Genomic DNA, 12,727 nt, shown 5'->3' with positions numbered 1-12,727 from the left:
TGCCGGGGAGGATCTGACCTCTAAGCCTCCAGCGCCCTGATCTCGGCATTGGCGATGCGCAGGCGGGCGGCCAGGTCGCGGGTGATGTTGCCGATCATGGTGATCAGCAGCGCTGGGTCGTCCTTGGCGAGCGCGTGCAGTTCCTCGATACCGAAGCCCCAGGCGGAGACATCGTCGTCCGCGACGATGTCGGCCGATCGGCGGCCGCGATCGACCAGCGCCATCTCGCCACAGGTCATGCCGGGGCCGACCGATCCGATCCGGACGTGGCGGCCATCGCCGACCGGCAGCCGGATCGAAGCGCGACCGGTGGCGATCGCGAAGAACAGGGGGGCTTCCTCGCCCTCGCGCGCCAGATACTCCCCTTCGGCGAAGCGTAAGGGGATCGCCAACGCGCGCACGCGGGCGACCTGATCGGCATCGAGCCCCGCCACGATGTCGAGCGCGTCGAAATCGGCCGCCGCATCGCGCAGATCGGGCGCCTGTTCCGCGATCAGCGCTTCCTCGACATGCTCGAGCGCGGCATCGCGGCTGTCGAACATTGCCGCGCAGCGTCCGCTTACGGCCTCCGCGATTTCGGCCAGCGGCCCGGTCGGGTCGAGGTTGGCGAGCACCAGCCGCTTGTCCGCCGCCGCCATGTCGTCGGCGAACCCGGCCAGCAGCCGCGCGGCGGCCATGTCGGCGGACCATACCCGGCGCAGATCGATCACCAGCCAGTCCGCGCCTTCCGCCAGCGCGGTGGCGCGGCGCAGCAGCCGCTCTGTCGAACCGAAGAACAGCGCGTCCTGCGCCTCGATGATGTGGACGCGGCGTGCCGCCCGATCCAGCAGCGCGCGTTCGGCGGGGCTGCGCGCGCGTTTCGATCGCACCCGATCGCCGCGATAATCGAGCCGGATCGCGCTGCGGACGTTGGGGTGAGTGCCGAAGATGTGCAGCCCGAAATCGTCCGCGATCCGCGCGCAGGCGGCGATGCCGCGCACGCTGTTGCCATTCTCGTCAAGCGGGGGCGAGAAGATCGCGATGCCGGCCTGGCCCGGGATTACCAGCAGGATGCCGCCCGAAACCCCGCTCTTCGCGGGCAGCCCGATCTCGTAGCTCCACTGACCGGCATAGTTGTACATGCCGCACATGTTCATCACGGTCAGCACGTCGGGGACGTGTACGCGCTTCAAGGCGCGCTCGCCGGTCGCGGGGTTCACCCCGTCATTGGCCAGGGTCGCTCCCATCAGCGCCAGATCGCGGCAGTCGACCAGCAGCGAGCATTGCCGGAAATAGAGATCGAGCACGGCTTCGGGATCGCCCTTGATCATTCCCGAATTAAGCATCATCCAAGCGATCGCGCGGTTGCGGTGGCCAGTTGCTTTCTCGGAAAGATAGACGGGTTCGTCCAGCGCCAGCGGTCGACCGGCGAAGCGCGCCATCAGCTCGTCCAGCGCGGCCCGGCGCGCGGTCTCGTCCGCGCCTTCGATCAGTTCGGCCACCGCGATCGCGCCGGCATTGACCATCGGGTTGAACGGGCGGTTGTGCGCTTCGTCGAGCAGGATCGAATTGAAGCTCTCGCCGGTCGGCTCCACCCCGACATGGCCAAGCACCGCATCGCGGCCCAGCCGATCGAGCGCATGGCCATAGCTGAACGGCTTCGAGATCGACTGGATCGTGAAGCGGTGGCCCGCATCGCCGGCGGTATAGACCTGCCCGTCGATCGTGGCGACGGCGATGCCAAACAGATCCGGATCGGCCTTGCCCAGTTCAGGGATGTAGGTGGCGGGCTTGCCGTCGCGGATCGGGCGCAGCGCCGCGGCCAGCGCCTCGAGATAGGCGGCCACCGGCCCCGCCCCTTGTCCGATCATGCCCGCTCCCCCCTGCCGTGCGCCGAGCGATAGTGCCCCAAGCGGAGCGCGCCGCCAAGTTCAGGCGGCGGCGGGGCGGGGCGCGCGCAGCATGTCGAACGCGTAGATCGCGCAGCCCGCCCAGATGCAGCCGAACGTGAAGAGATGGATCGGCAGCAGCGCTTCGCCGAACAGCGTCACCGCCAGTACGAATTGCAGGGTCGGCGCGATATATTGCAGCAGCCCGATCGTGGCGTAGCGCAGCCGCTTGGCGGCGGCGGCGAACAGCAGCAGCGGGATCGCCGTGACCGCGCCGGCCAGGATCAGTAATCCATCGGTTGCGCGGTCGGCGCCGAACACGCCCGCGCCGGTTGCCCCCGCCCAGGCCAGCACGGCCAGGCAGGCCGGCGCCAGCAGCGCAGTTTCCACAAGCAGGCCGCCCAGCGCATCGATCGGTGCCAGCTTGCGCACCAGCCCGTAGGTTCCGAAGCTGAACGCCAGGGTGAGCGGCACCCAGATCGCGCCGCCGCCGGCGATGGCCATCGCCAGCACGCCAATCGCCGCCAGCGCGACCGCCACCCCCTGGCGCGGCCGCAGCCGTTCGCCCAGCACCGCCACGCCCAGCGCGACATTCACCAGCGGGTTGATGAAGTAGCCGAGGCTCGCTTCCAGCACATGACCGCCATTGACCGCCCAGATATAGACCAGCCAGTTGACCGCGATCAGCGCGGCGCTGGCCGCCAGCATCAGCGCGGTACGCCCGGCGCTGACCGCAGCCAGGATCGTGCGGCCGCGGCCCAGCAGCAGCGCCGCGCCCGCCAGCAGCAGCAGCGACCACAGCACGCGATGCGCCAGGATCTGCAGTGCAGGTACGCCCGACAGCAGCTTCAGATAGAGCGGGAGCAGTCCCCAGATGCCATAGGCGGCGACGCCCAGCAGGACGCCGCGGCGCTTCGCCCGCAGGATCGGTCAGAAGATGCCGCCGCCCAGCATCAGCCGGAAGCCACCCACGAGGATCACCACGAAGTTCACGATGGCGCCGCTGCGGTGGCGCGACAGCATGCCGCACACCAGGCCGACGACAGCGACCGGGATGATCATCCAGTTCGCCCAGCCAAGGAAGGGGATGAAGGCGAACAGCGCCGCGATCAGGCTGACGATGCCGATGAGGAGCGAGAGGATGTTGAGCATGGCGCCTATGTCGTGCGCGATCGTGACGGTTGCAAGCGAAAAGGTGTCTTGCATGTGTAATACACCTTGGGGTATAGCAGCGTCGTTCGATTTCGGAGTCTGCCATGCGCGCGCGGCGAGCCATCCCCATCCTGATCTGCGGTCTGCTGGCCGGCTGCGAAGTATCGACCACGGGCGATACGGGCGGCAATCAGGCCGGTGCATCGGTCAGCATCGGTGGCGACGGCAAGGATGGCGTCTCGCTGAAATCGGGTGACAATGGCGTGGCGATCGACGTGCCGGGCTTCAGCGCCAAGGTGAAGATCCCCGGCCTCGACATCGATGGCGCCGAGATGGATATCGATGGCATGGCGCTGGCCGCCAACACCACTGTGACCAGAGTCGATGTCGTCGGCGACGATGCGGCCAAGGGCGGGGATGTCGTCAAGATCGGCTTCACCAGCACCGATGCGCCTGCCAAGCTGATCGCCCATTATCGCGAGGCCGGGAAGGCGGCGGGCTTCACGATGACCGGCGATGCGCGCAGCGCGAGCGGCGAGAAGCCGGGCGGCAAGCGCTTCGCAGTCACGACCAGCCCGGCCGCGAACGGTGCCAGCGGGGAGATCGTGGTGACCGATCCGAACTGATCCGGTCGAAGGTCAACGCTTCCTCAACCGTCCCGATGGTAGAAGCACGCGACCCTGATCCCGGAGCTTCGCGCATGTCCCGCCGCCTTTCGATTCTGCTGCTGCCGCTGGCGATCGCCGCCTGCGGATCCGATCCCGCCAAGGATGTGAATGCGCTCGACAGCGCGCTCGTCAACGGGGCGGACGGTGCCGACGATCCGGCGCTGACTGCGGCGCTGGCCGATCAGATCATGGTCGATCCCAAGCTGAGCCAGCAATCGAACGCAAAGGCCGCGCGCGCCGCGGATCGCCCGGTGGAGGGCGGGGTGCCGGCCGGCACCGAGCCGCGCGAAGGCGCCGCGCCGCGCCCTGATCGCGTGACGCTGGGCCAGATGGCCGCCGCGCAGGCCACCGGCCGCTGCCCCAAGGATGTGAAATATGGCTTCGGCTGGTCGACCAAGCTGCCGGCCCACACGCCGCTGCCGCGCGATGCGCGCGTGGCGGAAGCCGCCGGCAGCGACGAGGCCGGCTGCGGCCTGCGCGTCGTGAGCTTCGCCACCGGTGCGGCGCCGCCCAAGCTGGCCGCCTGGTATGCGGGCCTGGCCAAGCGCGCCGGCTATACGTTCGAAAGCCAGCAGCGCGGCAGCGAACAGGTGCTGGGCGGCACAAGCGGCGAGAATGCCTATGTCATCACGCTGGTCGCCCGCCCGGGCGGCGGCAGCGATGTCGATCTGGTGACCAGCGTCGGTCGCTGATCGCGCTGCGCTGAACCCGTCATCCCGGCGCATGCCGGGATCCAGAGCCCCGAGCGACTCCGCATGATACCCTGGACCCCGGCATGCGCCGGGGTGACGGAACGGGTACAGTCCGGCTACCCTGCGCGAGCATTGTCGCGCCCACTGGTCACTCCTCGCCGCGCAAGCTACAGCGCCCCCATGCCCCCCTTGCTCCTCGTCATGGTCGGCGGTGCGATCGGCGCCGGCTTCCGCTATCATATCGGCCGCGTCGCGCTCGCCAATCTCGGCCCCGCATTCCCGTGGGGCACCTGGATCGTGAACCTGCTGGGCGGCATGCTGATGGGGGTGCTGGCCGGCATGCTCGCGCGGTTCGGCACGCAGGGGGAGCCGCTGCGGCTGTTCCTCGGGGTCGGCGTGCTTGGCGGCTTCACCACCTTTTCCGCCTTCAGCCTGGAAACCTTCGCGATGCTGGAGCGCGGCCAGCCTGTGATGGCTGCAGCCTATGCGGTGTCCTCGGTGGCTGGATCGGTGGTGATGCTGGTGATCGGCCTGCAACTGACGAGGACGCTGGCATGACCGGCAGCGCGATTTCCGACGACGTCCGCAGCTTTACCGTGGCTGACGAGGATGACGGCATCCGCGTCGATCGCTGGTTCAAGCGGCATTTGCCCGATGCCAGCTTCAACATTGTGTCGCGCTGGGCGCGCACCGGGCAGCTGCGCGTCGACGGCAAGCGCGTGGCGCCGGGCGATCGGGTGCTGGCGGGCCAGGTGATCCGCGTCCCCCCGGCCGAGGCGCCGGCCGTGCCGACCGCGAAGCCGAAGAAGGAACGGCCGCCGCTGCCGCCCGAGGAAGCGGAATTCATCCAGAGCCTGGTCATCCACCGCGATGCCAACGCGATCGTGATCGACAAGCCGCCGGGTCTCGCCACCCAAGGTGGCACCAAGACCGAGCGCCATGTCGATGGCCTGCTCGACGGCATCCAGTTCGAGGCGGAAGGGCGGCCCAAGCTGGTGCACCGGCTGGATAAGGATACGTCGGGGGTGCTGCTGTTGGCGCGCAACGCACGCGCCGCCGGCCATTTCGCCAAGAGCTTTTCCAGTCGCACCGCGCGGAAGGTTTATTGGGCGCTGATCGTGGGCGTGCCTTCGATCGAGGATGGCATGGTCGAGCTGCCGATCGCCAAGCAGCCCGGCACCGGCGGCGAGAAGATGCATGTCGACGAGAAGGAAGGCAGCCCCGCGCGCACCCGCTATCGCGTGATCGATCGCGCCGGCAACCGTGCCGCCTGGGTCGAGCTGCAGCCCTTCACCGGCCGCACCCATCAGCTGCGCGTGCACATGGCTGCGATCGGCCATCCGATCGTGGGCGACGGAAAATATGGCGGGCAGGATGCCTATCTGACCGGGGGTATCAGCCGGAAGCTGCACCTGCATGCGCGCCGGTTGAAGGTGGACAGCCCGAGCGGCCCGCCGATCGACATCATCGCCGAACCGCCGCCCCATTTCGCCGAGAGCATCGCCACGCTGGCGTTCGATCCGGCGCTGGCCGATCTGCCGCTGGACGACGTGAAGGCCAAGGACACGCCCGAAGGCAAGCGCCGCGCCGCGCTCCACCAGGCGAAGGATCGCCGCAAGGAGCGCAAGGGCGAACGCCGCGGCAGGGGCACGCGGTGACGGGCACGCCGGGCGCATGATAAACCGCCTCGCGCTGTTCGATTGCGATGGCACGCTGGTCGATAGCGCGGCCAATATCTGCACCGCGATGGAATCGACCTTCGTCGATGCCGGCCTGCCGCCGCCCCCGCGGACCGCTACTCGCCGCGTGGTGGGCCTGAGCCTGGTCGAGGCGATGACCGTATTGCATCCCGGTGGCGTGCCGGCCGATCATGTCGCGCTGGCCGAACGCTACAAGCGCGCCTTTCACCTGCTGCGCGGGCAGGGCCGGATCGCCGAGCCGCTTTTTCCCGGCATCGCGGCGGCGATCGAGGCGCTGGATGCGGCCGGCTGGCTGCTGGGTGTCGCCACCGGCAAGTCCGATCGCGGATTGAACTATTGCCTCGATCATCATGGGCTGCTGGCGCGCTTCGTGACGCTGCAGACCGCCGATCGCCACCCGTCGAAGCCGCACCCGTCGATGGCGCTGCAGGCGATGGCGGATGCCGGGGCCGCGCCCGAGACCACCATTGTCATCGGCGATACCGCTTACGATATCGGGATGGCGAAGGCCGCTGGCGCGCGCGCGATCGGGGTGGCCTGGGGCTATCACGACCGCGCCGAGCTGCTGGCCGAAGGTGCCGATGCGGTGGCCGAGGATCCGGCCGATCTGCCGCGGCTGATGGAGACGCTTGCTGGATGACCGACCCCGAAGACGCGCTGGCGCAGACCCGCTACACGATCATCACCATGGCCCGCGCGTCCGGCGTGCTGCTGATGCTGCTGGGCATGTGGATCTGGAACGGCGATATCCTGCGCACCGGCGGCTGGCCGGAGATCGGCGTGCCACTGTTCATCCTGGGCATGCTGGAATCGCTGGTGCTGCCGCAATGGCTGGTCCGCCGCTGGCGGAGCCCGCGCGATCGATGAAGCGCTTCTATCGCGAGGTTTCAGTCGCCCCGGGTGCGGGCGGCTTTACCATCCAGCTCGACGGCCGCACCGTGCGGACGCCGGATCGCGCGGATCTGGCGCTGCCGACCGCCGCGCTGGCCGATGCGATCGCTGACGAGTGGCGCGCGCAAGGCGATACGGTTTCGCCCGCCACGATGAGACTGATCGGGCTCGCCAATGCCGCGATCGACAAAGTCCGCCCTGCGCGCGCAGCCTTCGCCGCGGATCTGGCGAAATATGGCGAAAGCGACCTGCTCTGTTACCGCGCCGGCGATCCGGCCGATCTGGTGGCGGCCGAGGCGGCAGCCTGGGATCCGCTGCTCGGCTGGGCGCAGGCGCGCTACGATATCCATTTCGAGATCGCGACCGGCATCGTCCACCGCGCACAGCCGCCTGCCACCGTTGCCCGGCTGGCCGAAGCCGTGTTCGCGCGTGACGATTTCGCGCTGGCCGCGCTATCGCCGCTGGTACGGATCGCCGGATCGCTGGTGATCGCGCTGGCGGTGGCCGAAGCGGAGATCACCGCGGAGGCCGGCTTCGATGCCGCGCATCTCGATGAAGTGTGGCAGGCCGGCCGCTGGGGCGAGGATGCCGAGGCCATAGCCGCGCGCACGGCCCGCAAGGCCGATTTCGTGGCGGCGGCACGGTTCATCGCGCTGCTCGGCTGACCGGCGGCGGCTTGTGTTCGGCCGGCGGGAAGGATATGCGGCCGCGTGACCGAGCTACCCCTGCGCCAGATCCTCTACCGCAGCCATGCGACCGAGGGCGCCGATGTCCACCAGATCCTCGAACAATCGCGCCATAACAATGCGCTGGACGGGATCACCGGATTGTTGTGGAGCGATGGCGCGCGCTTCCTGCAGGTGATCGAGGGACCGGAGCCCAGCATCGTCGAGGCCTTCACGCGGATCGGTCGCGACCGGCGCCACCGCGATCTCGAACTGCTCAGCGATCGCCGCATCGAAAGCCGTGAATTCGGCTATTGGAGCATGGCGCTGCGCGACGGATCGGCATCCGCCGACGAGTTCGATCTCGGCATGCAGCGCCGGCTGGAAAAATTCCCGGAAGCCCTGCGCGCCCATTTCCCCAACTGATCGCCGCAGCGCGCGATCACCCCATCAGCTTGCGCACGAAGCCGATCAGGCCGCGCTGGCGCTGGCGCTTCAGACGCTCCGCACGCAATACCAGCCGCACCTGCGCGAAACAGCGTTCGACATCGTCGTTGATCAGCACATAATCATAGCCGTCCCAGTGGCTGATCTCGCTGGCCGCACGCTCCATCCGCCGCTCGATCACCACCGCATCGTCGGTGTTGCGGCTCATCAGCCGGCGGCGCAGTTCCTCGACCGATGGCGGCAGGATGAACACGCGCACCACATCGCCGCCGGCCTGCTGGAACAGCTGCTGGGCCCCCTGCCAATCGATATCGAACAGCACGTCGCGCCCCGCCGCCAGTATCTCCTCCACTGGCGCGCGCGGCGTGCCGTATCGGTGGTCGAAGACATGCGCCCATTCCAGGAAGTCGCCCGCCGCGACCATTTCCTTAAAACGCGGCGTATCGACGAAATGATAGTCGATGCCATCGGTTTCGTCCGGGCGGATCGGCCGGGTGGTCGCGCTGACCGACATCTCGATCGAGGGATCGGCTTTCAGCAGCTTCTTGGCGATCGTGGACTTGCCCGCGCCCGATGGCGACGACAGTACGAACAGCAGGCCGCGCCGCTGATGCTCGATCTCGTGGGGGGCGCGCCGTTCGGGCAGCGCGGGCGTATCGGTCGCATCGGCCATGCCCCTCTTGACCGCGTGGGGGCCGGTTCGTCAATCATGCCGCTGGGGGGAATACCGGCTGACCGATCATATCGTCCTGCTGCGCGGCGTGAACGTCGGCGCCACGCGCAAGCTGCCGATGGCGGATCTGCGCGCCGCGCTCGACGAGGCCGGGCTCGGCCCCGCCCGCAGCTATATCCAGAGCGGCAACCTGATCCTGCCGGCGGGCGGGCCTGACGTGGAGGAGCGCGTCTCCGCGCTGATCGCGGATCGCTTCGGCCTGCAGGTGCCGGTGGTCGCGCGCACCGCGGATCAGTGGCGCGCGATCGTCGCGGCCTGCCCGATGCGCGCACGGGGCGAGACGGCGGGCAACATCGTGCATGTGCTGCTATCGCGTGCCGCCCCCGCGGCCGACGCAGTCGAGCGGCTGCGATCCCGCGCCCGCGACTGCGAGATCATCGAACGCGCAGGCGAGGCGATCTGGATCGATTTCGGCGATGGTGCCGGCCAGTCTAGGCTCGCCCCCGCCTTTATCGACAAGGCGATGGGATCACCCGCGACGGCGCGCAACTATCGCACCGCACTGAAACTGCTGGAGATGGTCTCGTCATGATCGCGCGCCGCCCGCTGCTCACCGCGCTGCTGCTGGTGGCGCTGGCCGCGGCGATCCTGCTGGCGATGGGCCGCCCGCCGATCTGCACCTGCGGCACCGTCAAGCTCTGGCACGGGCTGGTCCAGTCGGCCGAGAACAGCCAGCATCTGGCCGATTGGTACACGCCCAGCCACATCATCCACGGCTTCCTGTTCTATGGGCTCGGCTGGTGGCTGCTGCGCCGCCGCCCGGTCGGCGAACGCTTCGTGCTCGCGGTCGCGATCGAGGCGGGGTGGGAGATCCTCGAAAATTCGCCGGTCATCATCGATCGCTACCGCGAAGCGACGATGGCGCTTGGCTATACCGGCGACAGCGTGATCAATTCGGTCGCCGACATCGGCTGGATGGCGCTCGGCTTCCTGTTCGCGATGCGCGCGCCGGTGCGGCTGACGGTCGCGATCGCCATCCTGTTCGAATTGCTCACGCTCTGGCTGATCCGCGACAATCTGACGCTGAACATATTGATGCTGGTCTGGCCGGTCGAAGCGATCAAGGTCTGGCAGGGCGGATAGGCAGGCGTCCCGAAATGGGATCGTGAAAAGCACAACCGGCTGTCATTCCGCAGGGTCTCGAGCCAGACTGTCCGATGTTCCGACAAGGATATGGTCGCCGCGGAGCATTCTTCCGTTTGGATTCTGACAGGGGATCATGATGACCAAATTCGCTCTGCTCGCTCTTGCGGGCGCCGTCGCCGCGCTGCCGGCCGCACCGGCCTCCGCCGTTCTGATCAATTTCGACGATCTGGCGGAAGGCACCACGCTTTCGACCCAATATGCCGCTCAGGGTGTCACCTTCTCCCCGAACGCCTTTTCCGGCGCGGGCGGGCCGACCGGCGATTGGGCGACCAACACCGACATGACGATCGTATCGGCGAGCGGCAGCGACGTCGGCGGTCTGGGCACCCCGTCGCTGGTCAGCGGCAATCTGCTGCGCTCGTTCAACGGCTGGCTCGGCGAGGATGGCGATGCCAGCTTCGCGATCGATTTCACGGCCGCGGCCAGCGCAGTCAGCCTCGATTTCGCCGGTGTCACCACGCCGTCGAGCACGCAGATCTTCGCCTATAACGGTTCGACCCTGATTGGCAGCGTCGCCGGCTCTACGGGCGGGCAGTTCACACTCAGCTTCGCGGCACCGTCGATCACGCGGCTGGTCGTCACCCCCGGCGATTTCTTCGATTGGGTTGGGGTCGACAATCTGAACTTCACGCTCGCTGCCGGCCCGGCCGTGCCGGAACCGGCGTCTTGGGCGCTGATGATCGGTGGCTTCGGCCTGATCGGCGGCGCGATGCGTCGCCAGCGCGTGCACGTCGCCTACGCCGCCTGAGGCGTGGACGTTCGTCGAACGCCGTGCCGCGCTGGTCGAAAGCGCGGCGCGGCGTCCGGCGGGCGGAAAGGGACGGGTTGAATCCCGCGATCGGGCCGGGCAGGTTCCAGCCCACGGATTTCCGATCAAGGGGATAGCTTCATGGACCGCCGCAACTTCCTCGCTTCGGGCGGGCTCGCCGCGCTTGCCGCTTCGCTGCCGGCCGAATTGCTCGCGCAGGCTGCTGCAGCGCCTGCAGCCCCAGCCGGGCCCGGCGATGCGCAGCTGAGTGCGGCGTTCGACACGATCTTCCAGAAGGTGCTCGAGAATAACCCGACCGTGGCGACTGCGTTCGGGCTCGATACCGGCAAGAATGCGAAGCTGAAGCGCGAGCTGGGTGATTACACGCTCGCCGATCGCCGCAACGACCTGACCGATGCCCGCGCCGCCAAGAAGCTGATTGCGGTCGATACGTCGAAACTGTCCGAGCAGATGAAGATCCACCGCGATGTGGTGGACTATCAGCTCGATGACACGATCGCGCCGATCGCCACTTTCGATCTCGGCTCGGCAGTCTATCCGTTTCAGATCAGCCAGCAGGGCGGCGCTTATTTCAACATCCCCGATTTCCTGAACAGCCAGCATCCGGTCAACAATACCGACGATGCCGAAGCCTATCTGGCCCGGCTGGAGCAGTTCCCCGCCGCGCTGGACGGCGACAACCAGGTGTTCGCGCATGATGCCGATCGCGGCTATGTGCCGCCTGCCTTCTGCCTCGATCTCGCGCTGGGCCAGATGGCCGCGCTGCGCAGCCCGGCCGCGGCCGAGAACGGCTTGGTGAAGTCGCTCGCCGATCGCGCGAAAGCCAAGAATCTGGCAGGGGACTGGCAGGGCCGCGCCGCGAAGATCGTGTCCGAGAAGGTCTATCCCGCGCTCGATCGCCAGATCGCGCTGGTGAAGCAGTATCGCGCCAAGGGTCGTGATACCGCCGGCATCGGCGCGCTGCCCAAGGGCGATGCGATCTATGCGATGGCGCTGGAATCGGCGACGACCGGCAAGCTCAGCGCCGCCGAGATCCACCAGATGGGACTGACCCAGGTGGCGGAGATCAGCGCCCAGCTCGATACGATCCTGAAAGCGCAGGGCCGCACACAAGGATCGGTCGGCGCGCGGCTGACGGCGCTCAACAAGGATCCGGCACAGCTCTATCCCGATACCGCGGCCGGCCGCGCCGATCTGCTGGCATCATTGAACCAGGGTGTCGCCGATCTGCGCAAGGTGCTGCCCAAGGCGTTCGCCACGCTGCCGAACGATCCCATTCAGATCCGCGCGGTGCCGACCGACATCCAGGATGGCGCGCCGAACGGCTATTATTACCCGGCCGCGCTCGATGGATCGCGCGCCGCGATCTACTTCATCAACCTGAAGAGCGTGGCCGACTGGCCGAAATACAGCCTGCCCGCGCTGACCTATCACGAAGCCGAGCCCGGCCATCACCTGCAGGGGTCGATCGTCAACAAGACGGACGTGCCGCTGATCCGCAAGCTCGTCTGGTTCTCAGCATATGGCGAGGGCTGGGCGCTCTACGCCGAAAGCGTGGCGGACGAGCTGGGCGGCTACAAGACACCGATCGAGCGCGCCGGCTTCCTGCAATCCTATCTGTTCCGTGCGGCGCGGCTGGTGGTCGATACCGGCATTCATTCGAAGGGCTGGAGCCGCGAGAAGGCGACCGCCTACATGGTCGAGACCACCGGCTTCGCCCAGCCGCGCGCGCAGCGCGAGATCGAGCGTTACTGCGTTTCCCCCGGCCAGGCCTGCAGCTACAAGGTGGGTCACAACAGCTGGGTGAAGATGCGCGCGAAGGCGCAGCAAATGCTGGGTGACAAGTTCGATCTGCGCCAGTTCCACGAAGTGCTGCGCGACGGACCGCTGCCGATCACCCTGTTCGAGCGCCGCGTCGAGGAACGCGCCCGCGCCCTGCTGAAGGCCTGATGCGGCCGGGCGATGCGGCCCTTGCTTGCCATCGATCCCGTTCCGG

At 67.9% G+C, this 12,727-nt stretch carries 16 protein-coding genes; 12 read left to right on the top strand and 4 right to left on the bottom strand.

Annotated features, from left to right (window positions below; translation table 11 throughout):
- Window positions 1-20: 20 nt before the first annotated feature.
- The 3 genes from glsA to ABC347_RS10000 are packed head-to-tail and all read right to left on the bottom strand — an operon-like array spanning window position 21 to window position 3,074.
- A complete protein-coding gene (glsA, locus tag ABC347_RS10010; RefSeq protein ID WP_413245586.1) occupies window positions 21-1,850 on the bottom strand; it encodes a glutaminase A in 1,830 nt (609 codons plus the stop codon).
- A 60-nt stretch (window positions 1,851-1,910) separates the two neighbouring features.
- The gene (rarD, locus tag ABC347_RS10005) at window positions 1,911-2,765 is read right to left on the bottom strand and encodes an EamA family transporter RarD (protein WP_413247032.1); all 855 of its coding nucleotides are present in this window, start codon (window positions 2,763-2,765) and stop codon (window positions 1,911-1,913) included.
- Between the two features lie 33 nt (window positions 2,766-2,798).
- Entirely contained in the window at window positions 2,799-3,074 is a 276-nt protein-coding gene (locus ABC347_RS10000; RefSeq protein WP_413245585.1) for a hypothetical protein, read from the bottom strand.
- A 50-nt stretch (window positions 3,075-3,124) separates the two neighbouring features.
- On the opposite strand from ABC347_RS10000, the gene ABC347_RS09995 reads away from it, so the two are divergent.
- From ABC347_RS09995 to ABC347_RS09960, 8 genes are all read left to right on the top strand, one after another.
- Complete coding sequence (locus ABC347_RS09995; RefSeq protein WP_413245584.1) at window positions 3,125-3,646, top strand: hypothetical protein; 522 nt, start codon at window positions 3,125-3,127, stop codon at window positions 3,644-3,646.
- Window positions 3,647-3,720: 74 nt separating this feature from the next.
- Window positions 3,721-4,380 (top strand): hypothetical protein, encoded by a 660-nt coding sequence (locus tag ABC347_RS09990; protein ID WP_413245583.1) that lies wholly within the window; start codon window positions 3,721-3,723, stop codon window positions 4,378-4,380.
- Window positions 4,381-4,560: 180 nt separating this feature from the next.
- Window positions 4,561-4,938 carry a fluoride efflux transporter CrcB gene (gene crcB, locus ABC347_RS09985; RefSeq protein WP_413245582.1) on the top strand — a complete coding sequence of 126 codons (378 nt, stop codon included), beginning with the start codon at window positions 4,561-4,563 and terminating at the stop codon, window positions 4,936-4,938.
- Window positions 4,935-6,038: an RluA family pseudouridine synthase gene (locus ABC347_RS09980; RefSeq protein ID WP_413245581.1), complete on the top strand. Its 1,104-nt coding sequence runs from the start codon at window positions 4,935-4,937 to the stop codon at window positions 6,036-6,038. Before crcB ends, ABC347_RS09980 begins: the two co-directional genes overlap by 4 nt.
- Before the next feature lie 16 nt (window positions 6,039-6,054).
- Window positions 6,055-6,720, top strand: coding sequence for an HAD-IA family hydrolase (locus ABC347_RS09975; protein WP_413245580.1), 666 nt, complete (start codon window positions 6,055-6,057; stop codon window positions 6,718-6,720).
- Window positions 6,717-6,947 carry a hypothetical protein gene (locus ABC347_RS09970; protein WP_413245579.1) on the top strand — a complete coding sequence of 77 codons (231 nt, stop codon included), beginning with the start codon at window positions 6,717-6,719 and terminating at the stop codon, window positions 6,945-6,947. The genes ABC347_RS09975 and ABC347_RS09970 overlap by 4 nt, the downstream gene beginning before the upstream one ends.
- A complete protein-coding gene (locus ABC347_RS09965; protein ID WP_413245578.1) occupies window positions 6,944-7,636 on the top strand; it encodes an ATP12 family chaperone protein in 693 nt (230 codons plus the stop codon). The genes ABC347_RS09970 and ABC347_RS09965 overlap by 4 nt, the downstream gene beginning before the upstream one ends.
- Window positions 7,637-7,681: 45 nt before the next feature.
- Complete coding sequence (locus ABC347_RS09960; protein WP_413245577.1) at window positions 7,682-8,062, top strand: BLUF domain-containing protein; 381 nt, start codon at window positions 7,682-7,684, stop codon at window positions 8,060-8,062.
- Window positions 8,063-8,078: 16 nt separating this feature from the next.
- Here ABC347_RS09960 and gmk read toward each other — a convergent pair whose 3' ends face one another.
- Entirely contained in the window at window positions 8,079-8,756 is a 678-nt protein-coding gene (gene gmk / locus ABC347_RS09955) for a guanylate kinase (RefSeq protein WP_413245576.1), read from the bottom strand.
- On the opposite strand from gmk, the gene ABC347_RS09950 reads away from it, so the two are divergent.
- From ABC347_RS09950 to ABC347_RS09935, 4 genes are all read left to right on the top strand, one after another.
- Complete coding sequence (locus tag ABC347_RS09950; RefSeq protein ID WP_413245575.1) at window positions 8,755-9,348, top strand: DUF1697 domain-containing protein; 594 nt, start codon at window positions 8,755-8,757, stop codon at window positions 9,346-9,348. The two genes, gmk and ABC347_RS09950, sit on opposite strands and share 2 nt — an antisense overlap.
- A complete protein-coding gene (locus tag ABC347_RS09945; protein WP_413245574.1) occupies window positions 9,345-9,899 on the top strand; it encodes a DUF2585 domain-containing protein in 555 nt (184 codons plus the stop codon). The genes ABC347_RS09950 and ABC347_RS09945 overlap by 4 nt, the downstream gene beginning before the upstream one ends.
- A 139-nt stretch (window positions 9,900-10,038) precedes the next feature.
- Window positions 10,039-10,710, top strand: coding sequence for a PEPxxWA-CTERM sorting domain-containing protein (locus ABC347_RS09940; protein WP_413245573.1), 672 nt, complete (start codon window positions 10,039-10,041; stop codon window positions 10,708-10,710).
- 141 nt (window positions 10,711-10,851) lie between these two features.
- Complete coding sequence (locus tag ABC347_RS09935; protein ID WP_413245572.1) at window positions 10,852-12,681, top strand: DUF885 domain-containing protein; 1,830 nt, start codon at window positions 10,852-10,854, stop codon at window positions 12,679-12,681.
- The last annotated feature ends 46 nt before the right edge of the window (window positions 12,682-12,727 follow it).

Source organism: Sphingomonas canaveralia, from assembly GCF_047238125.1.
In the GTDB taxonomy this organism is placed as follows: domain Bacteria; phylum Pseudomonadota; class Alphaproteobacteria; order Sphingomonadales; family Sphingomonadaceae; genus JBDFMH01.
Note: the sequence above shows the minus strand (reverse complement) of the source record. Positions and strands in the feature narration are given on the sequence as shown.

What these genes read in the sequence shown, in the direction of transcription:
- glsA (WP_413245586.1), bottom strand. Translation starts at nt 1,850, where the DNA reads ATGATCGGACAAGGGGCGGGGCCGGTGGCCGCCTATCTCGAGGCGCTG.
- ABC347_RS10000 (WP_413245585.1), bottom strand. Translation starts at nt 3,074, where the DNA reads ATGCAAGACACCTTTTCGCTTGCAACCGTCACGATCGCGCACGACATA.
- ABC347_RS09995 (WP_413245584.1), top strand. Translation starts at nt 3,125, where the DNA reads ATGCGCGCGCGGCGAGCCATCCCCATCCTGATCTGCGGTCTGCTGGCC.
- ABC347_RS09990 (WP_413245583.1), top strand. Translation starts at nt 3,721, where the DNA reads ATGTCCCGCCGCCTTTCGATTCTGCTGCTGCCGCTGGCGATCGCCGCC.
- crcB (WP_413245582.1), top strand. Translation starts at nt 4,561, where the DNA reads ATGCCCCCCTTGCTCCTCGTCATGGTCGGCGGTGCGATCGGCGCCGGC.
- ABC347_RS09980 (WP_413245581.1), top strand. Translation starts at nt 4,935, where the DNA reads ATGACCGGCAGCGCGATTTCCGACGACGTCCGCAGCTTTACCGTGGCT.
- ABC347_RS09975 (WP_413245580.1), top strand. Translation starts at nt 6,055, where the DNA reads ATGATAAACCGCCTCGCGCTGTTCGATTGCGATGGCACGCTGGTCGAT.
- ABC347_RS09970 (WP_413245579.1), top strand. Translation starts at nt 6,717, where the DNA reads ATGACCGACCCCGAAGACGCGCTGGCGCAGACCCGCTACACGATCATC.
- ABC347_RS09965 (WP_413245578.1), top strand. Translation starts at nt 6,944, where the DNA reads ATGAAGCGCTTCTATCGCGAGGTTTCAGTCGCCCCGGGTGCGGGCGGC.
- ABC347_RS09950 (WP_413245575.1), top strand. Translation starts at nt 8,755, where the DNA reads ATGCCCCTCTTGACCGCGTGGGGGCCGGTTCGTCAATCATGCCGCTGG.
- gmk (WP_413245576.1), bottom strand. Translation starts at nt 8,756, where the DNA reads ATGGCCGATGCGACCGATACGCCCGCGCTGCCCGAACGGCGCGCCCCC.
- ABC347_RS09945 (WP_413245574.1), top strand. Translation starts at nt 9,345, where the DNA reads ATGATCGCGCGCCGCCCGCTGCTCACCGCGCTGCTGCTGGTGGCGCTG.
- ABC347_RS09940 (WP_413245573.1), top strand. Translation starts at nt 10,039, where the DNA reads ATGACCAAATTCGCTCTGCTCGCTCTTGCGGGCGCCGTCGCCGCGCTG.
- ABC347_RS09935 (WP_413245572.1), top strand. Translation starts at nt 10,852, where the DNA reads ATGGACCGCCGCAACTTCCTCGCTTCGGGCGGGCTCGCCGCGCTTGCC.